General features: G+C 65.1%; 22 protein-coding genes. 6 read left to right on the forward strand and 16 right to left on the reverse strand.

What is annotated here, in order from left to right:
- Positions 1 to 185: 185 nt before the first annotated feature.
- From DFS13_RS11960 to DFS13_RS11985, 5 genes are all read right to left on the reverse strand, one after another.
- Positions 186 to 728: a cytochrome P460 family protein gene (locus DFS13_RS11960; RefSeq protein ID WP_111441742.1), complete on the reverse strand. Its 543-nt coding sequence runs from the start codon at positions 726 to 728 to the stop codon at positions 186 to 188.
- Positions 728 to 1,771 (reverse strand): alpha/beta fold hydrolase, encoded by a 1,044-nt coding sequence (locus DFS13_RS11965; protein ID WP_006484595.1) that lies wholly within the window; start codon positions 1,769 to 1,771, stop codon positions 728 to 730. The genes DFS13_RS11960 and DFS13_RS11965 overlap by 1 nt, the downstream gene beginning before the upstream one ends.
- Positions 1,772 to 2,027: 256 nt before the next feature.
- Complete coding sequence (locus DFS13_RS11975; RefSeq protein WP_006484537.1) at positions 2,028 to 3,407, reverse strand: tripartite tricarboxylate transporter permease; 1,380 nt, start codon at positions 3,405 to 3,407, stop codon at positions 2,028 to 2,030.
- The gene (locus DFS13_RS11980; RefSeq protein ID WP_006484516.1) at positions 3,407 to 3,904 is read right to left on the reverse strand and encodes a hypothetical protein; all 498 of its coding nucleotides are present in this window, start codon (positions 3,902 to 3,904) and stop codon (positions 3,407 to 3,409) included. Before DFS13_RS11980 ends, DFS13_RS11975 begins: the two co-directional genes overlap by 1 nt.
- A gap of 88 nt (positions 3,905 to 3,992) precedes the next feature.
- Positions 3,993 to 5,279, reverse strand: a complete 1,287-nt coding sequence (locus DFS13_RS11985) for a hydroxymethylglutaryl-CoA reductase, degradative (RefSeq protein WP_006495735.1) — start codon at positions 5,277 to 5,279, stop codon at positions 3,993 to 3,995.
- Positions 5,280 to 5,442: 163 nt separating this feature from the next.
- On the opposite strand from DFS13_RS11985, the gene DFS13_RS11990 reads away from it, so the two are divergent.
- Positions 5,443 to 6,828: a PLP-dependent aminotransferase family protein gene (locus DFS13_RS11990; protein ID WP_006484635.1), complete on the forward strand. Its 1,386-nt coding sequence runs from the start codon at positions 5,443 to 5,445 to the stop codon at positions 6,826 to 6,828.
- An 89-nt stretch (positions 6,829 to 6,917) separates the two neighbouring features.
- Positions 6,918 to 7,322: a hypothetical protein gene (locus DFS13_RS11995; RefSeq protein ID WP_241308482.1), complete on the forward strand. Its 405-nt coding sequence runs from the start codon at positions 6,918 to 6,920 to the stop codon at positions 7,320 to 7,322.
- A gap of 117 nt (positions 7,323 to 7,439) precedes the next feature.
- On the opposite strand, the gene DFS13_RS12000 is transcribed toward DFS13_RS11995, so the two are convergent.
- Positions 7,440 to 8,717, reverse strand: a complete 1,278-nt coding sequence (locus tag DFS13_RS12000) for an epoxide hydrolase family protein (RefSeq protein WP_006484637.1) — start codon at positions 8,715 to 8,717, stop codon at positions 7,440 to 7,442.
- 203 nt (positions 8,718 to 8,920) lie between these two features.
- Complete coding sequence (locus DFS13_RS12010; protein WP_039354670.1) at positions 8,921 to 9,625, reverse strand: SDR family oxidoreductase; 705 nt, start codon at positions 9,623 to 9,625, stop codon at positions 8,921 to 8,923.
- A 134-nt stretch (positions 9,626 to 9,759) separates the two neighbouring features.
- Here DFS13_RS12010 and gcvA point away from each other — a divergent pair, with 134 nt between their 5' ends.
- Positions 9,760 to 10,650 (forward strand): transcriptional regulator GcvA, encoded by an 891-nt coding sequence (gene gcvA, locus DFS13_RS12015; RefSeq protein ID WP_006495741.1) that lies wholly within the window; start codon positions 9,760 to 9,762, stop codon positions 10,648 to 10,650.
- 25 nt (positions 10,651 to 10,675) lie between these two features.
- Here the strand turns inward: gcvA and DFS13_RS12020 are convergent, their stop codons facing one another.
- The 4 genes from DFS13_RS12020 to DFS13_RS12035 form a co-directional block, all read right to left on the reverse strand.
- Positions 10,676 to 11,263 carry a pyridoxamine 5'-phosphate oxidase family protein gene (locus tag DFS13_RS12020; protein WP_111441743.1) on the reverse strand — a complete coding sequence of 196 codons (588 nt, stop codon included), beginning with the start codon at positions 11,261 to 11,263 and terminating at the stop codon, positions 10,676 to 10,678.
- A 93-nt stretch (positions 11,264 to 11,356) separates the two neighbouring features.
- The gene (locus DFS13_RS12025; protein ID WP_027810831.1) at positions 11,357 to 11,548 is read right to left on the reverse strand and encodes a hypothetical protein; all 192 of its coding nucleotides are present in this window, start codon (positions 11,546 to 11,548) and stop codon (positions 11,357 to 11,359) included.
- A 12-nt stretch (positions 11,549 to 11,560) separates the two neighbouring features.
- Positions 11,561 to 12,760 carry a PLP-dependent aminotransferase family protein gene (locus DFS13_RS12030; RefSeq protein WP_006495744.1) on the reverse strand — a complete coding sequence of 400 codons (1,200 nt, stop codon included), beginning with the start codon at positions 12,758 to 12,760 and terminating at the stop codon, positions 11,561 to 11,563.
- A gap of 417 nt (positions 12,761 to 13,177) precedes the next feature.
- The gene (locus tag DFS13_RS12035) at positions 13,178 to 13,423 is read right to left on the reverse strand and encodes a hypothetical protein (RefSeq protein ID WP_111441744.1); all 246 of its coding nucleotides are present in this window, start codon (positions 13,421 to 13,423) and stop codon (positions 13,178 to 13,180) included.
- A gap of 240 nt (positions 13,424 to 13,663) precedes the next feature.
- Here DFS13_RS12035 and mauJ point away from each other — a divergent pair, with 240 nt between their 5' ends.
- Positions 13,664 to 14,665: a methylamine utilization protein MauJ gene (mauJ, locus tag DFS13_RS39870; protein WP_134163148.1), complete on the forward strand. Its 1,002-nt coding sequence runs from the start codon at positions 13,664 to 13,666 to the stop codon at positions 14,663 to 14,665.
- Positions 14,666 to 14,705: 40 nt separating this feature from the next.
- Here the strand turns inward: mauJ and DFS13_RS12040 are convergent, their stop codons facing one another.
- Positions 14,706 to 17,006 (reverse strand): NADP-dependent malic enzyme, encoded by a 2,301-nt coding sequence (locus tag DFS13_RS12040; RefSeq protein WP_006495745.1) that lies wholly within the window; start codon positions 17,004 to 17,006, stop codon positions 14,706 to 14,708.
- 135 nt (positions 17,007 to 17,141) lie between these two features.
- Between DFS13_RS12040 and DFS13_RS12045 the strand changes: the two genes are divergently transcribed.
- Positions 17,142 to 18,113, forward strand: coding sequence for a LysR substrate-binding domain-containing protein (locus tag DFS13_RS12045; RefSeq protein WP_006495747.1), 972 nt, complete (start codon positions 17,142 to 17,144; stop codon positions 18,111 to 18,113).
- A 4-nt stretch (positions 18,114 to 18,117) separates the two neighbouring features.
- Here DFS13_RS12045 and DFS13_RS12050 read toward each other — a convergent pair whose 3' ends face one another.
- The 3 genes from DFS13_RS12050 to DFS13_RS12060 form a co-directional block, all read right to left on the reverse strand.
- On the reverse strand, positions 18,118 to 18,795 hold the full coding sequence (locus DFS13_RS12050; protein ID WP_006495748.1) for a hypothetical protein: 678 nt from the start codon (positions 18,793 to 18,795) through the stop codon (positions 18,118 to 18,120).
- Positions 18,795 to 19,169, reverse strand: coding sequence for a VOC family protein (locus DFS13_RS12055; protein ID WP_034202805.1), 375 nt, complete (start codon positions 19,167 to 19,169; stop codon positions 18,795 to 18,797). The genes DFS13_RS12050 and DFS13_RS12055 overlap by 1 nt, the downstream gene beginning before the upstream one ends.
- Before the next feature lie 161 nt (positions 19,170 to 19,330).
- Positions 19,331 to 20,023, reverse strand: coding sequence for a glutathione S-transferase (locus DFS13_RS12060; protein WP_034202806.1), 693 nt, complete (start codon positions 20,021 to 20,023; stop codon positions 19,331 to 19,333).
- A 145-nt stretch (positions 20,024 to 20,168) separates the two neighbouring features.
- On the opposite strand from DFS13_RS12060, the gene DFS13_RS12065 reads away from it, so the two are divergent.
- Complete coding sequence (locus DFS13_RS12065) at positions 20,169 to 20,744, forward strand: TetR/AcrR family transcriptional regulator (RefSeq protein WP_034202807.1); 576 nt, start codon at positions 20,169 to 20,171, stop codon at positions 20,742 to 20,744.
- Positions 20,745 to 20,836: 92 nt separating this feature from the next.
- Here DFS13_RS12065 and DFS13_RS12070 read toward each other — a convergent pair whose 3' ends face one another.
- A complete protein-coding gene (locus tag DFS13_RS12070) occupies positions 20,837 to 21,406 on the reverse strand; it encodes a YdeI family protein (RefSeq protein ID WP_111441745.1) in 570 nt (189 codons plus the stop codon).
- Between the last annotated feature and the right edge of the window lie 81 nt (positions 21,407 to 21,487).

The following is a 21,487-nucleotide window of genomic DNA, read 5'->3' on the forward strand; positions in this document are numbered from 1 at the left end:
CCGCGCACGTATCCGGCATGTTTCCGAAACCGGGGCTTTCTGCATGCCAGTTTTTCAGGAGCGGCCGCAGATACAGTGCGATACAAACCGGCTTGCCGACGCGCTGCGCCGTTCCCCGCGCACCACGAAAAAAGGCGTGCCTCGCAGGGCACGCCTTTCCGTCACCTTCACCTCGCCGTGTCACGTCACGGCGCGAGCCGCGTGAACACGTAATCGTGGTTTTTCACCCGCGCCTGATGGCATGCAAAGCATGTCTGATGCTGGCCGAGGTCGGCCGGCACGCCGTTGACGAAGCGCCCGAATCCCCAGCCGCCCGTCGCTGCATAGCGGCGCGAATCCTTGACCATCACCTGCACGGTCGTCGCCTGGCCGGGCACCGTCGCGGGCGCGAACTCGTCGGACTGCTTGCGCTTGTACGCGAGCTTCACGAGGATCGTGCCGTCCGGAAACGGCAGTGTCGCCTGTTCGAGCGCGCGGATCGCGACCGGGTTGCCGAGCACCACCCGCAGTTCGTCGAGCGGTGCGGCCTCTTCGGCCGGCGCGACCATCTCCCACTTCCGGTAGCCGGGCGGAATCGTCACGCCGTAGATCGGCGACGCGGCCGCGGCCGGTTTCGGCTGCTCCGCGAACGCGGCCGGACCGCTCGCCGACCACGCACCGGCCAGCAGCACGCCCGCGACGAGCACATGGCGCGCGCCGCGCCGCTCCATTCCCACGCGGGCCCGCATCACAGATGCTCCACTTGCAGGATCGCATCGGCGAATGCCTGCGGCGCTTCCTGCGGCAGGTTGTGGCCGATGCCGCCGGTGATGGTCCGGTGCTGATACTTGCCGGTGAACTTCTTCGCGTACGCGGCCGGCTCCGGATGCGGCGCGCCGTTCGCGTCGCCTTCCATCGTGATCGTCGGCACGGTGATCGCGGGCCCGGCCGCGAGACGCCGCTCGATGTCGTCGTATTGCGCTTCGCCCTTCGCGAGCCCGAGCCGCCAGCGATAGTTGTGGATCACGACGGCCACGTGATCGGGATTCCGGAACGATGCGGCCGAGCGCGCATACGTCTCGTCGGAGAACTGCCACTTCGGCGACGCGAGTTGCCAGATCAGCTTGTTGAACGCATCGCGGTTCTGCGCGTAGCCGAGTTCGCCGCGCTCGGTCGTGAAGTAGAACTGATACCACCACTGGAATTCGGCCTGCGGCGGCAGCGGCTTGGCGTTCGCCGCCTGGCTGCCGATCAGGTAGCCGCTCACCGACACCAGCGCCTTCACGCGCTGCGGCCACAGCGCCGCGATGATGTCGGCCGTGCGTGCGCCCCAGTCGTAGCCGCCGAACACCGCGCGGTCGATCTTCAGCGCATCCATCAGCGCGACGATGTCGACGGCCGTCACCGCCTGCTGGCCGTTGCGCACCGTGTCGGCCGAGCGGAACGTCGTCGAGCCGTAGCCGCGCAGGTACGGCACGATCACGCGATAGCCGGCCGCGACGAGCAGCGGCGCGACGTCCGCGTAGCTGTAGATGTCGTACGGCCAGCCGTGCAGCAGGAACACGACCGGGCCCTGCTTCGGTCCGAGATCCGCATAACCGACGTTGAGCACGCCCGCGTCGATCTGGTGGATCGGGCCCAGCGACGCAGCGCCGGCCGGGCGCTTCGCCGCCGATGCATCGGGCGCCGACTGCGCATGCGCGAGCGCGCTGAAGCCGAGGTCGGCCAGGCTCAGGCTCGCCAGTGTCGAGCCCAGGATCAGGCGGCGGCGGGTGTTCACGGTATCAGGCATGACTCGTTCTCCATTGTCGATCGCTCAGGAAAGGGCCCGCGGCACGTGCGGGCAATCGGGTGTCGCCGTTCGCAGCGGCGGCGCATGGCACCGCGCCGCCGTGCGAATCGCTTCACCGGTTTTATATCCGAACCATCCGGACGCTTTGTATCCCAACGTATCCGTGTGCGAACACGACACACAGCGATTCAAAAATCGCGGGAAAACGATGCTTCGGCGCGGCCGCGCGGCACTCGCGGCCCGGTGCGCCGGCGTGTCAGAACAGCCTGGCGATCGCGGGCACGCTGAGCACCGCGACGTAATAGCCCATGAACTGCACGCCGGTGTTGAACGCGAACAGGCGCGACAGCATCCCGCCGAAGAGGCCGATCGTCACGATCACGGCGAGCCCGAGCAGTTGCCCTTCCCACACGCCGATCACGACGATCAGCCCCGCGAAGGTCGCGATGATCGCTTCATGGCTCAGCTTGCGCGCGACGAACGCCGCCGCGCGGTGCGCGTGGTGCATCGCGAGCGGATACGCGATCAGCGCGGCCAGCACGATCGCCAGCAGCCCGTAGCCGAGGAACGCGGGCCAGCTCATCAGCGTATGCAGGTTGTGGATCTGCCCGCTCGCCGCGTCGACCGTGAAGCGCGGCGGCGCATTGAACAGCGGCGCGGCCGGGCCGGCCGCCACGGGGCTCAGCGGCAGCCCGAACGCGATCAGCGGAATCAGCGCTTCGGCGATATAGGTGGCCTCGGTCACGCCGTTGCGCGCGGCGATCACGGTCGTCAGGCGCTGGTACGCATGACGCACGCGCGCGCCGACGATCTCGCCCATCAGCACCGTCATCGCGACCGGGCTGAACACGAACGTCGCGCTCGACACGGCGGCCGTGCCGACCGTCCACGCGACCTGCTCGCGGTCGAGCACCTTCAGCGGATTCGGGAAATAGCCGCGCCAGCTTTTCACGTCGGGCGCGAGCACGAACGTCGACGGCCCGTCGCGGCGCATGCGCCGCCGCTCGGCCGGCGACAGGATCGAGAACAGGTCGGCCACCAGCGGGCCGATCGCGATCCCGAGGAAGTAGCTGACGCTCAGCTTCACGCCGTAATGACCGGTGAGCGCCTGCAGCCCGACCACCAGCATCACGAACGGCACCAGCAGCAGCACCGATGCCCAGCGCCCCGCCGAGCAGTACGCGATGCCGACGGCCGCCGCGAGGAACACCCACGGCGCGGCCTTCGCGATCGCCGCGCCGAACGGCGCGAGCAGCGACGCGAACAACACCGCGAGCGGCAGCGCGACGAACGCGGCGACGATCGCGCCGGAGATCATCTTGCGCAGCGCGATGTGCGGCACGCCGAGCGCGCGCAGCAGCGTCGCCTGTTGCAGCAGCGGCGCGGCCATCGTGTCGCCGGGAATGCCGAGCAGCGCGGTCGGGATCGCATGCGTGATGTGCTTGGCCACCGCGCCCGCGAGGAAGAACGTGAACACGCCGGCCGGCGGCACGCCGAGCAGCGCGACGAGCAACGTGAGCGGCGCGATCGTCGTCGTTTCGTCGGTGCCGGAGATCAGCCCGATGCCGGAGAACACGATCGCGCCGAGCAGCCCCATCGCGAACGCGGCCGGCAACGCCTGCAGCAGTGCGTCCATCAGCGGCCTCCCGCGCGTGCGCGCCCGGTCGACGCGTCGTACGACGCGAACAGGTCGAGCAGCCCGAGTTCCTCCATCTCGGCGCGCGCGCTGGCCGACAGGTCGCTCGTCGCGCCCAGTCCGCCCGATGCTTCGGCGAGTTGCCGCAAGGCGTCGTCGCGCTCGGCGCTGCCCGCCGCATGCTCGATCACCGTGCGCTTCGGCTTGAACAGCACCGCGCAGATCGTGCCGGCCAGCAGGCAGCCGCCGAGGCCGATCAGCATCGCATAAGCGCGTGCGATCGCCGCATCGTGCACGAACGATGCGAGCGCGATGCGGCCGATCTCGAACGCGCCGAGGCTGATCGCGATGCCGAGCAGCACCGACCACGCGAGATGCTTCGTCGCCACCGTGTCGCCCCACACCTCGACGAGCGTCGCGGCCGCCGCATCGGCGCCGGCCAACGGCCGGGTGCGATGCGGCGCGGGTGCGACGGCGCTTGAACCGGTCTGTTCCATGTGTCTCCTCCTGGTTTGATATGTCGCCGGCCATGCCGGCGCGGCGCGGACTGCACACCGCGTCGATCACGCGGCGCGCAGCGGCGCGTCAGCCGTCGCTGCGGCCCGCGAGCAGCTCGACGGCGAAATCGGTACGCACGTCCTTCGCCGCGACCATCCGCTGCGCGATCCGGTCGATGTCGGCGCCCGTCGCGCCGGCCGCGACGGCGATGTTGCGCGCATGCAGCGCCATGTGGCCGCGCTGGATCCCTTCGGTCGCGAGCGCACGCAGCGCCCCGAGATTCTGCGCAAGCCCGACCGCGACCGCAATTTCGCCGAGTTCCTGCGCGGACGTCACGTTCATGATCTTCAATGCGAGGCGCGCGAGCGGATGCGTCTTCGTCGCGCCGCCGACGAGCCCGACCGGCATCGGCATCTCGATCGTGCCGACGAGGTCGCCGTTCGCGGCCTTCTCCCACGTCGTCAGCGACGTATAGCGGCCGCTGCGGCTCGCGTACGCATGCGCGCCGGCTTCGACCGCGCGCCAGTCGTTGCCGGTCGCGACCACCACCGGATCGATGCCGTTCATGATGCCCTTGTTGTGGGTCGCCGCGCGGTACGGATCGGTCGCCGCGAACACGTATGCGTCGATCACACGGTCGATCACCGCTTCGCCGGCGTAATCGTCGGTCGCGAGCGTCGCGGCCGAGTACCGTACCTCCGCGCGCGCCAACCGCAGGTCGGCGAGGTTGGACAGTATCCGCAACCGTACCTGGCCGCCGGTAATCGCCTCGATGCGCGTCGCGACGGTCTCGGCCATCGTGTTGACCGTGTTCGCGCCCATCGCGTCGCGCACGTCGACGATCAGGTGCGCGACGATCATCGCGCCGCGCGGCGTGTCGGGAAACACGTGAACCTCGATGTCGCGGCAGCCGCCGCCGAGGCCGACCAGCACCTTGTCGCGGCTGTTCGCGAGCGCGATCAGTTCGGCCGCATGACGCAGGATCGCGAGCCGCGCGCCGTACGGATCGTCGACGCCGACCACCTGGACCTGCGCACGCATCAGCGGGCCGCTGCTCGACGTGCGGAAGCCGCCCGCCGCGCGCGACAGCTTCGCCATGTACGATGCGGCCGCCACGATCGACGGCTCCTCGACGGCCATCGGCACGATCACGTCCCGGTCGTTGATCCGGAAGTAGCCGGCCACCGCCATCGGCAGCTCGAACGTGCCGATCACGTTCTCGATCATTCCGTTCGCGGTATCGAGCGGCAACGCACCCGGTCGGGCGAGCAGCGCGTGCTCGGCATCGTCGAGCCCGACGACACGGGCCAGGTGGGACAGGCGTTGCTCGGGCGTCAGCGAGCGGAAGTTCGGCAAGGCGGAATCGATCGGCATGATGGGTTGACTGTTGCGGGGTGGCGGTATTGCCCGTCGGTGCTTGCGGCGGGCAGTGGATAGCCGAATAATAGTCACGCTGTACCCATTGAAAAGGTACAGACGGCGCAGACAGTCCCTCAACCGTACCCATGACAGTAGACCGGCCCGACGGAAGATTCCGATGAAACAGCGTGCGAAAGCCAGCCTGTCTGGCGCGATGGCGGACAATCTCGCCAGACAGATCGAGGAAGGGGTGTTGCCGGCCGGCGCGAAACTGCCGTCGATCAGGGAATACGCTGAGGCGTCCGGCTGCTCGAAGAACACCGTGATCAGCGCGTTCGAGATGCTCGCGGCCGACGGCCTGATCGAGCCGCGCCGCGGCTCCGGCTTCTTCGTCACGCGACGTGCGGCGGCCACGCCCGACCTCGACGAGCCGAGCTCGCTCGACCGCGCGATGGACATCGTGTGGCTGATGCGCGAGCAACTGCACGTGAAACCCGACGTGCTCAATCTCGGCGAAGGCTTCCCGCCGATCGAGTGGCTCGAGGAAACGCGGCTGAACCAGTACCAGCAGCGCATCATGCGCACGAGCGCCGCGTCGCTGTTCCGCTACGGCAGCCGCTTCGGCTACCTGCCGCTGCGCCAGTCACTGCAACAGAAGCTCGCCGGTTACGAGATCGAGGCGCCGCCCGCGCAGATCGTGCTCACGCACGGCGCGAACCAGGCGATGGACCTCGTGCTGCGCTATTTCGTGCGCCCCGGCGACACCGTGCTCGTCGACGACCCCGGCTACTACCCGTTGTTCGGCAAGCTGAAGCTGAGCGGCGCGAACATCGTCGGCGTGCCGCGCGAGATCGACGGCCCCGACGTCGCGAAACTGGCCGAGCACATCGCCGCGTACCGGCCGAAACTGTTCTTCACGCAATCGGTCGGCCACAACCCGACCGCGACCGATACGAGCGCGGCCAAGGCGCACCGCATCCTGCAGCTCGCCGACGCGCACGACCTGATCATCGTCGAGGACGATGCGCTGGCCGACCTGCGGCCGCGCTCGCTCACGCGCATCGCGACGCTCGACCAGTTGCGCCGCACGATCTATATCGGCAGTTTTTCGAAATCGGTGTCGGCCGCGCTGCGTGTCGGGTTTCTCGCGTGCAATGCGGCGCTTGCCAGCGATCTCGCCGACGTGAAGATGCTGACGCACGTCAGCAGCTCGGAATACTGCGAACGCACGCTCGATGCGATCGTCAGCGATGGCCACTTTCTCAGGCATACGAATCATCTGCAGGAGAAGCTGCGGCGCGCGACCGGCACCGCGCTCGATGCGCTCGGCCGTCTCGGCGCGGAGGTCTATCGGCCGTGCGAGCAGAACCTGTATCTGTGGGCCGCGCTGCCCGGCTGGCCGGATTCGATGTCGCTCGCGCAGGCGCTGCTGGAGCGCGGCGTGATCCTGGCGCCGGGGGCGGTATTCTCGCCGCAGGCCGATCGTCCGTCGAAGTATTGCCGGTTCAACGTTGCGTATCTGGCGGACAAGCGGTTTGCGCAGGCGTTGCAGGCGATTGCATAGGCGCGGCATGTCGTTGGAAAAGGGAAGCAACCGTAGCCGCGCGCCGATTCGCCATCGACGTTGCGCGGTATTCGTCCATTCAATTCGAGGTGGTCGATTTGGCCGATATCGATGAACAAGGCATGCATTCGTTGAAACGAGCCGCGAGTGGACCGCCATTCTGGCTCGCGATGATCTGGATCGTGCTCGGGCTTCCGGCTCTCGCGTTTGCGGGCTTCTTCGGCTATTCCACGGCCTCCTGCAGTTCCTTCGGCGACGCGCTGAACTGGGCGCTGTTTCTCTCGGCCTTCGCCGTGATGGCCGGCGTCATCCATCATGCGCCCAGCATGTTGATCGGACTCGTTGTCTGCGCCGCAGCTGCGTCGATTGTCCGACGTTTTCAACGAATCGAGGTGACATGGATAGGGTTCCTGGTCACGCTAACCGGCATCTACTTTGCCGCGGCGATTGTCGGGAAGCTGATGGATTCACACTGGTCGTGCAGCCTCTTTTGACAGGCACCCCATCGCCACTCTAATGCTCACGCGAGGATTCAATCCGTATCGAAACCCGGTGTTTGAAAAACGCGGGCCGCGCAACAGGCCGGCCCGCATTCATCGCACCGACCCCGCCTACACGCGCCGCAACGGCCGGAACCCGGCACGCACTTCACGCGCGAACAATTCCGGTTCCTCCCATGCCGCGAAATGCCCGCCCTTGTCGACTTCGTTGAAGTAGATCAGGTTGTGATAACTGCGCTCGGCCCAACTGCGCGGCGCCTGATAGATCTCGCCCGGAAACACCGTGATCGCCGCCGGCAACGAGATATCCACTGCGTTGAAGTTGTTCGAGTGATCCTCCCAGTAGATCTGCGCGGCCGACGTCGCGGTGTTCGTCAGCCAGTACAGCGAGATGTCGTCGAGAATCTCGTCGCGCGGAATCGAGCGTTCGGGCACGCCGCCGCTGTACGTCCACTGCGAGATCTTGTCGTACATCCACGCGGCCTGTCCGGACGGCGAATCCGCCAGCGCATAACCAACCGTCTGCGGCCGCGTGACCATCATCGCCGAGTAGCCGCAGTTGTCGCGATAGAACGTCGCGAGCTTCTCGTACGCGGCCTTCTCCTTCGGCGACAGCGACGCCGGCGCGGGCGCATCGGTCGCGAGCAGCGTGGCGATGTCCGGCGGCACCGTCGCCGGCATGTTCACGTGAATCCCGGCCAGACCTTGCACGCGCTGCATCGCCATCCGGTGCGAGATCACCGAGCCGCAGTCGCCGCCCTGCGACACGAAGCGCGTATAGCCGAGCCGCGCCATCAGCTCGCCCCATGCGCGCGCGATGTGATCCGAACCCCAGCCGGTCTTCGTCGGCCGGCCCGAGAAACCGAAACCCGGCAGCGACGGCACGACGACATGGAACGCATCGTCCGCGCTCGCGCCGTGCGCGGTCGGATCGGTCAGCGGGCCGATCGCCTTCAGCAACTCGAAGATCGAACCGGGCCAGCCGTGCGTCATGATCATCGGCATCGCGTTCTCGTGCCGCGAGCGGACGTGAATGAAATGAATGTCGAGCCCGTCGATTTCCGTGATGAACATCGGGAAACCGTTCAGGCGCGCCTCGCCCTTGCGCCAGTCGTAGTCGGTGCCCCAGTAGCGCAGCAGCGCCTGCATGCGCGCGAGCCGCACGCCCTGCGATTCGTCGGCGACGGTCTCGCGGCCCGGCCAGCGCGTCGCGGCGATGCGACGGCGCAGGTCGGCCACGGCTTCATCGGGAATGTGCGCGGTGAACGGGCGTATGCCGCTCGCGCCGGTGGCCGCATGCAGCGCGGTGGGCAGCATCGCCGACACCCCGGCGGCCACGGAAGTGGCCAGCAGGTGGCGACGCATCGGGGAAAACGGTGTGGAAGACATCGTTCGGCATCTCCTTTCGTGAAGTGGAAAGTGAACATGCCGCGCGCGAGATCGCGCCCAGGCTTTCAATCAGGCGCGCCCTCGTCACGCGGCGTCGCCTATTCGAAAGGTCTGATGTATCCCGGATTTGTCTGATTTGTACGCGTTTGTAGCTGTTGCGCGGCGAGCGGCCACGCCTGTATGGCTGCTCGCCGATGCGGCGCTCAGAGCGCCTTGACGATCGCGCCGTCGACGCGAATGTTCTGCCCGGTGATGTAGCCCGCGCCGTCCGACAGCAGGAACGCGACCGTCTTCGCGATCTCGCCGGTCTTGCCGAAGCGGCCGGCCGGAATGCGCGCGACGATCTCCGGCGTTTCCGGCCAGCTGTCGATGAAGCCCGGCAGCACCGCGTTCATCCGGATGTTCTCGGCCGCATAGCGTTCCGCGTAGAGGCGCGTCCATGCGCTCAGCGCAGCGCGCAGCGCCGACGACACGGGCATCGGCTGCTCGGGCGCGTCCGCCGCGAAGCTCGAGATGTTGACCACCGCGCCGCCGCCCTGCTTCTGGAAGATCGGCGTCACGCGGCGCATCACGCGCACCACGTTCAGCAGGATCAGGTCGAGGCCCGCGTGCCAGTTGTCGTCGGTGATCGCCAGCAGCTCGCCCTTCGGCGGATGGCCGGTGTTGTTCACGACCGCGTCGATCCGCCCGTAGCGCGCGACCGTTTCCTGCACGAGCCGGTCGATATCGGCTTCTTCCGTCACCGAGCCCTGGATGCCGAAGCCGCCCAGTTCCTCGCCGAGCGCCACCGCGCTGCCCGACGGCGACATCAGCGCGACGCGGTAGCCGGTCGCCGCCAGTTCGCGCGCGATCGCCGCGCCCATGCCCTTGCCCGCCGCCGTGATCAGCGCCACTTTTTCTACAGTCAAGATCCGCTCCTCGTTTCGATTCTGCCGCCGCGCAGCCGCCATTCGGCGCGCCATGGTGGTAATGTAGGCGCATCGATTCCGGCTGTCGAACCAGTATTTCTGCCGCCAGCCGATAGTTTTTCTACAGCCTGACGATGCCGCCACGCCCTTCCCGCCTGCCGCCGCTGAATGCGCTTCGTGCGTTCGAAGTGTCCGCGCGGCACCTCAATTTCCGCGCCGCCGCCGACGAGATCGGCGTCACGCAGGGCGCCGTCGCGCAGCAGGTGCGCCACCTCGAGGACGTGCTCGGCTTGAAGCTGTTCGAGCGCCTGCCGCGCGGCCTCGCGCTCACGCACGACGGCGCCGCGTACTTCTCCGACGTGCAGCGCGCGCTGCATGCGATCGCCGACGCGACCGACAAGCTCGTCAAGCGCCGCGCCGCGCTGACGATCAGCACGACGCCGTCGTTCGCGTCGAAGTGGCTGATCCCGCGGCTCGCGCAGTTCACCGACGCGCATCCCGACTACGACGTGCGCGTGATCGCCGATCCGCAGATCGCGACGTTCCGCCACGACGGCGTCGACCTCGCGATCCGCTACGGCAAGCCGCCGTTCGGCAAGCATCTCGCCACCCATGCGCTGTTCCCGCTCGACGTGTACGCGGTATGCAGCCCGTCGGTGCTGACCGCGCCGGCTTCGCCGCGCGCGCTCGCTGGCCAGGTGCTGCTGCACGACGCGCACGATCTGTGGCCTGAATTCCTCGCGGCGATGCCCGAACCGGTCGACGTCGATCCGCACAAGGGGCTGCGCTTCAACCAGACGTCGCTCGCGATCGATGCGGCCGTCGCCGGCCAGGGCATCGCGCTCGCGACCGAGCCGCTCGTCGAGCGCGACATCGCCGCCGGACGGCTGTGCAAGCCGTTCGACTTCGCGTTTCCGCTGTCGATGGGGTTCTATCTCGTGTATCCGGCCGAGCGCCGCGACGACGACGCGATCGCGGTAATGCGCGCGTGGATGATCCAGGCCGCGTCGGACGGGCGGCCTTGAGCCGCGTGAGCTCGCCTGGCTGGCCTCAGGGAGCGATCCAGCGGGCTTCGTCGCCGCTGTCGCTCAGGTCGAATACCGCTCGACGATGGCCGGCGCGCGCGAGTTCGAGCCAGTCGATGCGCGTGACCGTCATGTGAATCAGGCAGAAGTTTTCGTAGCCGTCGCCGGTCGGCGCGGTACTGTCGGGATGCGCGGCTTCCGGCGACGCGATCGGCGTACCGGGCGGCAACGGTGCGCGATACAGCAGCAGCGTATGCGGACGGCTCGATTGCCAGATCGCGCGCCGCTGCGCTTCGTCGTCGCAGATCGACGCAACGCCTTCCGCGCGAATCTGCACGAGTGCATCGAGGTCATTGGCGACGATCGAGATGCGCGGATCGCGACGCAACTCCGCGACCTTCTCCGAACGTGCATCGGTATGAAACGACAGCACGCGCTCCGTGCGATTCACCTGACGCAACACGATCGTCCGAACCTTCGGCGCACCGTCGAGGCCGAGCGTCGCCGCCTGCAACATCGTGAACGGCGAGCGCTGCACGCTGACGCCGGACTCGAGGCAGGACCAGAGGCGATCGTAGGTTTGCGCGAGCGATGCGGAGGTCGAGTCGGACATGGGGCGGCGGCGATCATCGGTGTTTCGATCGCGCAAGCTTAACCGTTTGTTTCGGCGACGGCTCGCATGGGATGCGTCGCCGCCATGTGCCGGTCAGTTGTAGCCGAGCACGACCGGCGCCGCATCGCCTGCATCGGGCGCCGGCTCCGCGCCGAACCGGCCGAGCACGTCGGCCACATATTGCGGCCCGGCGCTGATCTGCGACGAGCGATGCTTCGCCGGCTGCTTATACGCGGCGCTCGCCGCCGCCCCCATCGATGCCGTTTCGTTGACGGTGATATTCACGCTGATGTCTCCTCACGCGGCCAGTGCCGCACCATACGCGCGCACGAGGCGCGCGACGCCTTCCCGGATCGCCTCGACGTCCGGCGCGGCGAACGACAGGCGCAGCGATGCCGCGTCGACGTTGTCCGCGAAGAACGCCTTGCCGGGCACGAACACGATCTTGTTGGCGATCGCCTGTTGCAGCAGCACGTCCGACGGCACCGCGCCGAGCCGCGCCCACACGAACATCCCGCCTTCGGGACGATGGAATTCGATCGCATCGCCGAACCCGTCGCGCAGCGCGTCGCACATCGCGTCGCATTTGCGCCGGTACGCGGCCGTGATACGCGGCAGATGGCGTTCGAGCGCACCGTCGGCCAGATATTCGGCGGCAGTAGCCTGCGTCCACGGCGTGCTGCACAGATCGACCGTCTGCTTCGCGATCACGCAGCGCCGCGTGATCTCGGCCGGCGCGATCGTCCAGCCCACCCGCAGCCCCGGCGCGACGATCTTCGACAGGCTCGCGAAATGCACGAGCCAGTCGCGCGCGCCGTCCACTTCACCGGCCAGCGCGAGCATCGACGGCACGGCTTCGCCGGCGAAACGCAGGTCGCCGTACGGATCGTCCTCGACGATCAGGAAACGGTATTGCACCGCGAGACGCAGCAGCTTCAGCCGGCGTTCGCGCGTGAGCGTCGCGCCCGTCGGGTTCGCGAAAGTCGGGACCGTGTAGAGCAGCTTCGGCTGCGCGATCGCGCCGGACGCGAGTTGTTCGCCGAGACGATCGACGTCGAGGCCCGCGCCATCGACGGGAATCGTCACGATGCGCGCCTGCTGCAAGCGCATGGCCTGCAGCGTGGCCGGATATGCCGGCTGTTCGGTCAGCACGACGTCGCCGGGCGACACCATCACGCGCAGCAGCAGGTCGAGGCCCTGCTGCGAACCGGTCGTGACGAGCAGTTCGGCCGGCGTGCACGCGACGCCGCGACGCGCCATCAGCGCGATCAGTTGCTGCTTCAGTTCGGCGAGGCCGTCGGTCGGGCCGTATTGCAGGCAGCGAACGGGTTGCGCGTACGCGCGTTCGGCGGCCGCGTTCAGGCCGTCGACGTCGAACAGGTCGCTGGCCGGATAGCCGCCCGCGAAGGAAATCATGCCCGGTTCGGACAGGTACTTGAACAACTCGCGGATCGGCGAGCCGGCAGGGTTTTGGAATGAGGGCGTGAACGCGTACATGTCGTCGTGAGCTGGTGGGCGCGGACGGCCGGGATAGCCGTCGAGCGCCGGCCGTCAAGGCGCTTCGGGCGCCGCGGCGGTGAATTCGAGCCACGATTGTCGATAGTCATTAAGGGCTCGGCAAACGATATCTATGCACTAGGTCTTGCGGTTTGGTCATTAAATCGCGGTGGGGCGCAGGTTGGTGGTGCGGCTTTCGGGCTGGTTTGTCGAACGGGTGCTTGATTCGGGCGATTGTTTCGCCGGACGTAGCGGCCTCACGGGCCTTGCGGTCGTGACAGTTGTTGACGGTGGCTTTAGGTGTGAGTCGCGGCGTTCGCGCCGATGGCGAGGGCGATGTCGCGCCGGCGGTCAGTCGCGTTTGGGTAGCACCTGCGTCCCACTCACTAGAGCCGCATCAAGCGGCTCTTGCAGGCGTTATAGCGACAACGGTTCCCAATCAGGATCGTGGTACGGCTGCTCTCGCAACGCCAACTGGCCATAGTCCGGCGTGATCGTGATCGTTCGGTTGGCGCCGCAGACTCTCAGATACACGCGGTCGCCCGGCTTGAATCCGAAGATCTTGAAATTGATATCGATCGCCTTCATCCACGCAAGGTACGGCCAGCCCCGCTTGGGAAGGTCCGGGTAGTCGCACAGGACCAGCTCAAACGTCTTTTGCATGTTGACGGGTGGCTGTTCGGTAGAGAGATGGTCGTGCCGCGATCACCATTCACCTTACGGTCGCTGCCGATTTGAGAAAAATGGAAGCGTGGACGTAAGGACTCTATCACCTATCCGAGCACGGCCGAGGCAATACAAGAAGCACTGATTCCGAGCAAGAGCGCTACAAAGAAGGCAAAATATCGCGGAAACTATAAATTCCAAAATCCCTTAACCCATGCGCGAATAGTAGTCACAAATATGGCCATCAAGAAGATTAAGGACGTCGCCAAAACATCAACTACGCTCGATCAGTTCGGTCGACCAGGATTTCCTACCCGGATCACCATTGTTCCAGTCTACAAAGACGAGACTGAGACGATGTCACATGCAAGAGCACGCGACACTTCTGTTCGCTCCTTTCAGGTAAGAGCGCGCCTAGCAAAAGCTATGACCCCTCCTAAGGGAATCGAAGTCAATTTCAATGCCGAAACCGGTGGCTCCTTCTTCATCGCTAACACCGGCGATGCCTATGAGATCTCAACCACCAGTGGCATCAAGTGCACTATCGAACTGAATTCTCAGCGAGAACTCGCGGCCATCGGTTTCCGCTGTGATGCACGCTCGTCAGGTGAGGCACGTTTAGCTTTTCACAACATCGTCAGACCATTGCTGGACTATTTCTGTTATCTCGCGGATGTCCCATATCACATTGACCAAATCTCGATCGTTGATGAGGTTCATCACATACAAGATGTCGAGGTCTTTCACTCTGAAATTGCGAAGATTCTTGGTTCCGGCGTTACTCCCACGCTGGGGTTACTGGTTCCGTACTACGCCATGTATCGAGAGGGGAAAAACTCAACCAGTATGATCTACAAGTTTTTTTGCTACTACAAGATACTTGACGGCCTGATGACCGCGCTCCAACCAAAGCTGAAGAAGGCGGCCAAGGCACAAGGAATTTCTTCCGAATCTCTTGTACACCTTGTGCCGCCACCAACCGAACATGATTTCTATGACTCCAAGCAGACGGAGTATATTGGAAAATCAATACAACTCTTCATGAGCGAATATCTGACCAAACGATACAGGGATGCGGTAGCACATTTTTCCTTGAAGGATGGCACGACCTTAAACGTTAGCGATATTCAGCAAATTGATAAATATGCAAGAATTCTCCCGATCGTCGAAAATTGCTGCAGAGAATCGATCGGAACATTTGAGAATTTCTTGTCGAATAATTTACTTCCCATAAGTTAAACGAAGGGCGGCCTCAGCCGCCCCTCACAAAACCAATCAATCAGCCCGCCACACCCCGATTCGCCTCGATCACCGTCAACGCAGCCATATTCACGATCCGCCGCACGGTCGCACTGGAAGTAAGAATGTTCACGGGAGCATTCACACCCAACAGGAACGGCCCCACCGCCACATTACTCCCCGCCTCGGTCTTGAGCAGGTTGTAAGCAATATTCCCCGCATCCACGTTCGGACAAACCAGCAAATTCGCGGCCCCCTTCAACGGCGACATCGGCAGCAACTTCGCCCGCAGCCCTTCATCGAGCGCACAGTCGCCATGCATCTCGCCATCCGCCTCGATATCCGGCGCCTGCTCGCGCACGATCTCCAGCGCCCGGCGCATCTTCACACCCGAAGCCGCGCTCCCCGACCCGAAATTCGACCGCGACAGCAGCGCGACCTTCGGTGTCAGGTTCAGCCATTCCATCTGGCGCGCCGCCGCGATCGTGAATTCCGCGATCTGCTCCGCATCGGGGTTGTCGTTCACGTGCGTATCCACCAGTGCGACCGTCCGCTGATCGAGCAACAGGATGTTCATCGCCGCATAGGTCGACGCACCCGGCTTCTTGCCGATCACTTCGTCCACGAACCGCAAGTGATTGTGATACTCGCCCACCGTCCCGCAGATCATCCCGTCCGCATCGCCGAGCTGCACCATCATCGCGCCGATCAGCGTCAGGCGGCGGCGCATTTCCACGCGCGCCATTTCCTTCGAAATACCGTCGCGGCAGCGCAGTTCCCAATACTTCGTCCAGTACTGCGGAAAGCGCTCGTCGTATTCCGGATTGGTCACTTCGACATCCTGACCGAGTCGCAGACGCAGGCCGAATCGCTCGATGCGCGCGAGCAGCACCTCCGGACGCCCGACCAGAATCGGCCGCGCAAGCTTCTCGTCGACGATCACCTGCACCGCGCGCAGCACCCGCTCGTCTTCGCCTTCGGTGAACACGATCCGCGCCTTGCCGCCGTCACGCACGAGCTGACGCGCGGTCGCGAACAGCGGCTTCATGAATGCGCCCGAGTGGTAGACGAATTGCTGCAACTGCTCGACGTACGCATCGAGATTCGCGAGCGGACGCGTCGCCACGCCGCCTTCCATCGCCGCCTTCGCCACCGCCGGCGCGATCCGCACGATCAGGCGCGGATCGAACGGCTTCGGAATCAGGTATTGCGGGCCAAACGACACGTCGTAGGCACCGTAGGCCGCCGCGACGACTTCGTTCTGCTCTTCCTCGGCCAGCCCGGCGATCGCATGCACCGCGGCGATTTCCATCTCGCGCGTGATCGTCGTCGCGCCGACGTCCAGCGCGCCCCGGAAAATGTACGGGAAGCACAGCACGTTGTTGACCTGGTTCGGGTAGTCCGAGCGGCCCGTCGCGATGACGACGTCATCGCGCGTCTCGTGCGCCAGTTCCGGGAAGATTTCCGGCGTCGGGTTGGCCAGCGCGAGAATCAGCGGCCGCGCCGCCATTTCCTTCAGCATGTCCGCCGTGAGGATGCCGCCGACCGACAGGCCGAGGAACACGTCCGCGCCGCCGATCACTTCGGCGAGTTTGCGCGCGTCGGTTTCCTGCGCGAAGCGCGACTTGGCCGGGTCCATCAGCGTGGTGCGGCCGCGATAGACGACGCCCTCGATGTCGGTCACCCACACGTTTTCCACCGGCAGCCCGAGGTCGACCAGCAGGTCCAGGCACGCCAGCGCGGCCGCGCCGGCGCCCGACGTCACGACCTTCACTTCCTTGATCGACTTACCGACGACCTTCAGCCCGTTGATGAACGCGGCGGAAACGGTGATGGCCGTGCCGTGCTGATCGTCGTGGAAAACGGGAATCTTCATGCGCTCGCGCAGCTTCTGCTCGACGGTGAAGCATTCCGGCGCCTTGATGTCCTCGAGGTTGATGCCGCCGAACGTGGGTTCGAGGCCGGCGATGATGTCGACCAGCTTGTCCGGATCGGTCTCGTTGATCTCGATGTCGAACACGTCGATCCCGGCGAACTTCTTGAACAGGACGGCCTTGCCTTCCATCACCGGCTTCGACGCGAGCGGGCCGATGTTGCCGAGGCCGAGCACCGCGGTGCCGTTCGTGATCACGCCGACCAGGTTGCCGCGGCTCGTGAAGCGGTGCGCCTGCAGCGGATCGGCGGCGATCGACTCGCACACGCTCGCCACGCCGGGCGTATAGGCCAGCGCCAGATCGCGCTGGGTCACCAGCGGCTTGCTCGCGACGACCGAGATCTTCCCGGGGGTCGGAAACTCGTGGTAGTCGAACGCGGCCTGCTGCTGTGTCTCGGTCTGTTTCATGTTTTGGGTCCCGGCGTGGGCGCCAGGCCAATCCCGGCGCGATCCATGAAGGGGATTCTAGGGATCCGCCATAACGTGATGATTCTGTTTTAATATCGGCCCATCACTTTTTTCTGATGAATACATGACCAGTCAATGAATTTTGACGCAAACGACGTGGTCAGGCGGCTCGGCGCGCGTCTGAAGATCCGGCATCTGGTGCTGTTGTTGCAGATCCAGCAGCACGGATCGCTGACGCGGGTCGCCGAACACATGGCCAGCAGCCAGCCGGCCGTGACGAACGCGCTGTCCGAACTGGAAAGCATGTTCGGCACGCCGCTGTTCGAGCGCTCGTCGCGCGGCATGCGGCCCACCGCGCTCGGCGCGGTCGTGCTCGAGCGCGCGAAGGCGATGATCAAGGATCTCGACCACCTCGCCCGCGAGATGGAGGCCGTCGCCGCCGGGCATGCGGCCCATCTGCACATCGGCGTGATTCCGTTCATCTCCGGCCAGATGCTGTCGGCCGCGCTGAAGCGGCTGCAAGCGCGCATGGAGCGGCGCCTGACCGTGACGATTCACGAAGGCACCAGCGATCAGCTGCTGCTGCAACTCAAGGATCACAGTGTCGACATCGTGATCGGGCGCGCGTCGTCGGCGATCGATCTCGGGCAGGTTTCGTTCGAAGTGCTGTACCAGCAGCAGCCGCGCATGATCGCGAGCCGGCGCCTGGCGGCCAAGCTCGCCCGCACGCCGCTGGACTGGCACAAGCTGCACGCGCTCGACTGGATTCTCGGCGCGCCGCATACGCCGATGCGCGAACAGGTGACCGACCTGTTCCTGTCGGCCGGCATCGCGCCGCCCGTGCCGATCGTCGAAAGCTATTCGTCGAAGCTGATCGGCGAAATGATCGCGTCGAGCGACGAAGCCGTGTCGATCGTGCCGGCCGATATCGCGGAAGAGCTGGTGCGGATCGCCGGCGTGGCGATCGTGCCATATTCGCTGGTGTGGACGCTGCCGCCCATCGCGCTGTTCACGCGCTCCGCCGATTCGCGGTCGCCCGCGCGCGATCTGCTCGTCGACGCGCTACGCGCGGTGTGCAAGGAGACTTACGGGGACGCACAGCGGTAACACGCTATTGGGCGGCGGCGAGGCGCCGCAGGATTTCCGGACGCTCGGCACTCAGCACGCGATCCGCGCCTTCGCCTCTGTCATAGCGTTTGCTCGTCCGGTAGGAAAAGCGCTTCGCGTATCGATTGGCGGCGGGATCGAACGTCCATGCGTCGACGTCGAAGACGTGCTTGCCGAAATGATCCTCGCCCTTGCCCCACACGTAGTCGGCCCGGACGAACAGCGGATACGGCGACACCTGCGGCACGCTCCACATCGCACGATCGGCCATCTCGGTTTCGGTGACGATCGGCATCAGGTTCTCGATCTTGCCATTCGCGCCGACACGCAGGACAGCCACACGTTCCAGCATTCCGCTGCCGCCCCCCGAGAACATTCCCGAGAAAAACACCCACGAGCCGCCCGACGCAATCGGCAGCCGTTCGGAGCGTGGATTCAGACCGAACTGGTACAGCTCCTTGGCGGAACCGGGGACAAGCTTCGGCGGCATCTCGAAGCACGGCGCACGGTCGGGCAGCACGCAGAGCTTCACGCCCGACAGCGGAAGCCCGTCGGCATCGAGCTTGCCTTCGGATTGCGTGAAACGCGGGAATGCAGTTTCGCCGGAGGCTGCTTGAACGTGGGCGATGCCGACGATCACCATGCTCGAGATCACCGCGAGCGTTTTACCGATCCGGCGCATCACCCCTCCGCCCGATGACACACCACCTCGATATTGTGTCCATCCGGACCGGTGACGAACGCCGCGTAATAGTTCGCGTGATAATGCGGCCGCAGCCCGGGCGCGCCATTGTCTTTCGCACCAGCCTCCAGCGCCGCGCGGTAAAACGCATCGACTTGCTGCCGCGTGTCGGCCACGAATGCGATGTGGAGATGCGCCGGCTTCTCGTCGGTCTGGAACAAACACAGCGAAGGCTTGCCGGGCGCACTGATCTCTATCCCGTACGACGGCTCGCCTTCCCCGACAATCACGACGCCCAGCGGTTCAAGCGCCTTGAGGAAAAACGCCTTGCTGGCGGCGTAGTCGCTGACGCCGAATTTGACGTGGTCGAACATGGGGCTCCCCCGGATGAATGAGCTTGGGATGGACAGTGATACGGTCCTGGCGAACCGGACAGATGATACGGGAATAGCGGTGACCGAAGCCGCTCTCCGATCGCGCAATGCACTGGCTTTCCCATGCGCTCTCACACACGTCGCCGCGCATCCACAGCGGCTCAGGTCAAGGCGGCGAACACCGGCTGGCTCCTGACGCTCTCGCGCTGCAGCATGCGCGCGTACCAGGCGCGAAGCGCTTCGCATTCCTCAGGCACCGGCAGCTTCACGAGCATCGCAAAGATCAGACCGCCGATGACGGTGATGTCGGCCATCGAGAACGTCGCACCCGCGACATACGGCCGGCTTTGCAGAACGGCATCGAAGTAGCGCATGCCCCTCAGCGCCTTGTCGCGCTGGCGGAACCCCCACTCCGGGTTTTGATACGTCTCGACGTCGGGGCCGAGCCCCGGCGTGCCGTGATGGAAATAGACGCTGACGGCGTCGAGCAGCTCCAGCTCGGCGCGTTTGCTCATCATGTGAATGATGCCCTTTTCGCGAGGCGTGCTGCCGGTGAGCGTGGGCGCGCCATCGAGTGCGTCGAGGTATTCGGTAATGGCCGTGCACTCGGCGATACAGGTTCCGTCGTCGAGTTCCAGCACCGGCAACGTACCCGAATAATTCTTGCCGGCGATGAACTCGGGCTTTTTATGCTCGCCCTTGTAAAGATCGACCATCACGAACTCGACGCGCGATTGCAGCCCCTTTTCGGCCAGCGCGATGCGCACGCGGGTCGGATAGGGCCCGGTCGGGAAATCGTAGACCTTCATCACGGGCAGTCGGGCTACGTCGAAATTGGCGGTACGGGAAGTCATTGCAGGCGCGCTCCATGGTCGTTTGCACTGGATCGGACGACATGAACACACGTCGCCCGCGAATCTACCTAACGTTTGTTAGGTTAACCATATAAGGTACAATCCGGAGTGTCAACACCATTTCCCGTGCGCGGAGACTGACGCAGTGACGAACGACGCGAGCTCGAACTCGAGAGAAAGAATTCTGGCAGCCGCCACGCGGCTCGCGCAGACGCACGGTTACGGCGGCTTGAACTATCGGGATCTCGCCAACGAGGTGGGGATCAAGGCCGCGAGCATCTACCACCATTTTGAAAGCAAGGCCGATCTCGGCGCGGCGGTAGCGAGGCGTTATCGGGAAGATTCAGCGGCGGCGCTGAACGACATGCTGGCCCGATCGCGCGATCCGCTGGATTGCCTGCGTCGCTATCCGGATACCTTTCGCAAGGCGCTCGAGACCGGCAACCGCCTGTGCCTGTGCAGCTTCATGGCCGCCGAAACCGACGACCTGCCGGAAGTCGTGATGAAGGAAGTGCTGGCCTTCGCCGACGTGAACGTGGCGTGGTTGAGCAAGGTGCTGTCCGCGGCGGCAGTGGTCGGCGCTCGGGAGAGCAAACAGCGGGCGCGGGCCATCTTCGCCGCCATCGCCGGCGCTCAGCTCATCGCGCGCAGCCGTGCCGATCTCTCGCTCTACGACGCGCTGATCGACAGTTATCGTAAGGCAGGCCTTTTGCCCGCGTAGCCGTGCAGCGGCGACGCGGCTTCGGGCGACGTCGAACGTTCGCGAACGGGCGATGATCAATCGGGCGCTCCACGCCGTCAGAAGCCCGCTCTCTACGGATGAAAAGTCTCGCCCCGCTTCAGCATGTCGATGAATTCCGCGATTTTGCGCGCCCGCGTTTCCGGCTTCTTGGCGTTCTGTATCCGGAACAGGATCGCATAGCGATTACGGCTGTTCAGCGTTGCAAAAAACTTCGCGGCTTTCGGATTGGCGTCCAGCGCCGCCTGCAAATCGTCCGGCACGATCGAGTTGCTGGCCGACGTATAGGCCGCCTCCCAGCGGCCGTCCTTCCTGGCCCTGTCGATCTCGGACAGGCCAGACGGCTGCATCCTGCCTGCGGCGATCAACGCTTCGGCCTTGTCCTTGTTGATTTTTGACCAGATGCTTTTCGCGGAACGCGGGCTAAAGCGCTGCAACCAATACTGCCCGCTCTCGGCCTTCTTTTGGCCATCGATCCAGCCGTGGCAGAGGGCGCTCTCAACCGCCTGTTCGTAGGTGACGGTTCGCTGCCCCGCGCCCTTTTTTGCGAGCCGCAGCCATGCTCCGGTCGACGTGCCGCCGTTTTGCCCCAACCAGTTTTCCCATTCGGCCTGACTGGCGAACGTCAGCGCGCAATCGGTCATGACACGATCCTGAATGGTTGCGTTTTCAACGACTCGAAAGCCGCCACTCAACCAATGAGCGGCAGCCACCGCAACACGCCA

Source organism: Burkholderia sp. 28_3 (assembly GCF_003253915.1).
Classification (GTDB): domain Bacteria; phylum Pseudomonadota; class Gammaproteobacteria; order Burkholderiales; family Burkholderiaceae; genus Burkholderia; species Burkholderia cenocepacia.

Bases quoted from the DNA above. Each gene is read 5' to 3' on its own strand.
- DFS13_RS11960 (WP_111441742.1), bottom strand. From the start codon at position 728: ATGCGGGCCCGCGTGGGAATGGAGCGGCGCGGCGCGCGCCATGTGCTC.
- DFS13_RS11965 (WP_006484595.1), bottom strand. From the start codon at position 1,771: ATGCCTGATACCGTGAACACCCGCCGCCGCCTGATCCTGGGCTCGACA.
- DFS13_RS11975 (WP_006484537.1), bottom strand. From the start codon at position 3,407: ATGGACGCACTGCTGCAGGCGTTGCCGGCCGCGTTCGCGATGGGGCTG.
- DFS13_RS11980 (WP_006484516.1), bottom strand. From the start codon at position 3,904: ATGGAACAGACCGGTTCAAGCGCCGTCGCACCCGCGCCGCATCGCACC.
- DFS13_RS11985 (WP_006495735.1), bottom strand. From the start codon at position 5,279: ATGCCGATCGATTCCGCCTTGCCGAACTTCCGCTCGCTGACGCCCGAG.
- DFS13_RS11990 (WP_006484635.1), top strand. From the start codon at position 5,443: ATGAAACAGCGTGCGAAAGCCAGCCTGTCTGGCGCGATGGCGGACAAT.
- DFS13_RS12000 (WP_006484637.1), bottom strand. From the start codon at position 8,717: ATGTCTTCCACACCGTTTTCCCCGATGCGTCGCCACCTGCTGGCCACT.
- gcvA (WP_006495741.1), top strand. From the start codon at position 9,760: ATGCCGCCACGCCCTTCCCGCCTGCCGCCGCTGAATGCGCTTCGTGCG.
- DFS13_RS12020 (WP_111441743.1), bottom strand. From the start codon at position 11,263: ATGTCCGACTCGACCTCCGCATCGCTCGCGCAAACCTACGATCGCCTC.
- DFS13_RS12030 (WP_006495744.1), bottom strand. From the start codon at position 12,760: ATGTACGCGTTCACGCCCTCATTCCAAAACCCTGCCGGCTCGCCGATC.
- DFS13_RS12035 (WP_111441744.1), bottom strand. From the start codon at position 13,423: ATGCAAAAGACGTTTGAGCTGGTCCTGTGCGACTACCCGGACCTTCCC.
- mauJ (WP_134163148.1), top strand. From the start codon at position 13,664: ATGGCCATCAAGAAGATTAAGGACGTCGCCAAAACATCAACTACGCTC.
- DFS13_RS12040 (WP_006495745.1), bottom strand. From the start codon at position 17,006: ATGAAACAGACCGAGACACAGCAGCAGGCCGCGTTCGACTACCACGAG.
- DFS13_RS12045 (WP_006495747.1), top strand. From the start codon at position 17,142: ATGAATTTTGACGCAAACGACGTGGTCAGGCGGCTCGGCGCGCGTCTG.
- DFS13_RS12050 (WP_006495748.1), bottom strand. From the start codon at position 18,795: ATGCGCCGGATCGGTAAAACGCTCGCGGTGATCTCGAGCATGGTGATC.
- DFS13_RS12055 (WP_034202805.1), bottom strand. From the start codon at position 19,169: ATGTTCGACCACGTCAAATTCGGCGTCAGCGACTACGCCGCCAGCAAG.
- DFS13_RS12060 (WP_034202806.1), bottom strand. From the start codon at position 20,023: ATGACTTCCCGTACCGCCAATTTCGACGTAGCCCGACTGCCCGTGATG.
- DFS13_RS12070 (WP_111441745.1), bottom strand. From the start codon at position 21,406: ATGACCGATTGCGCGCTGACGTTCGCCAGTCAGGCCGAATGGGAAAAC.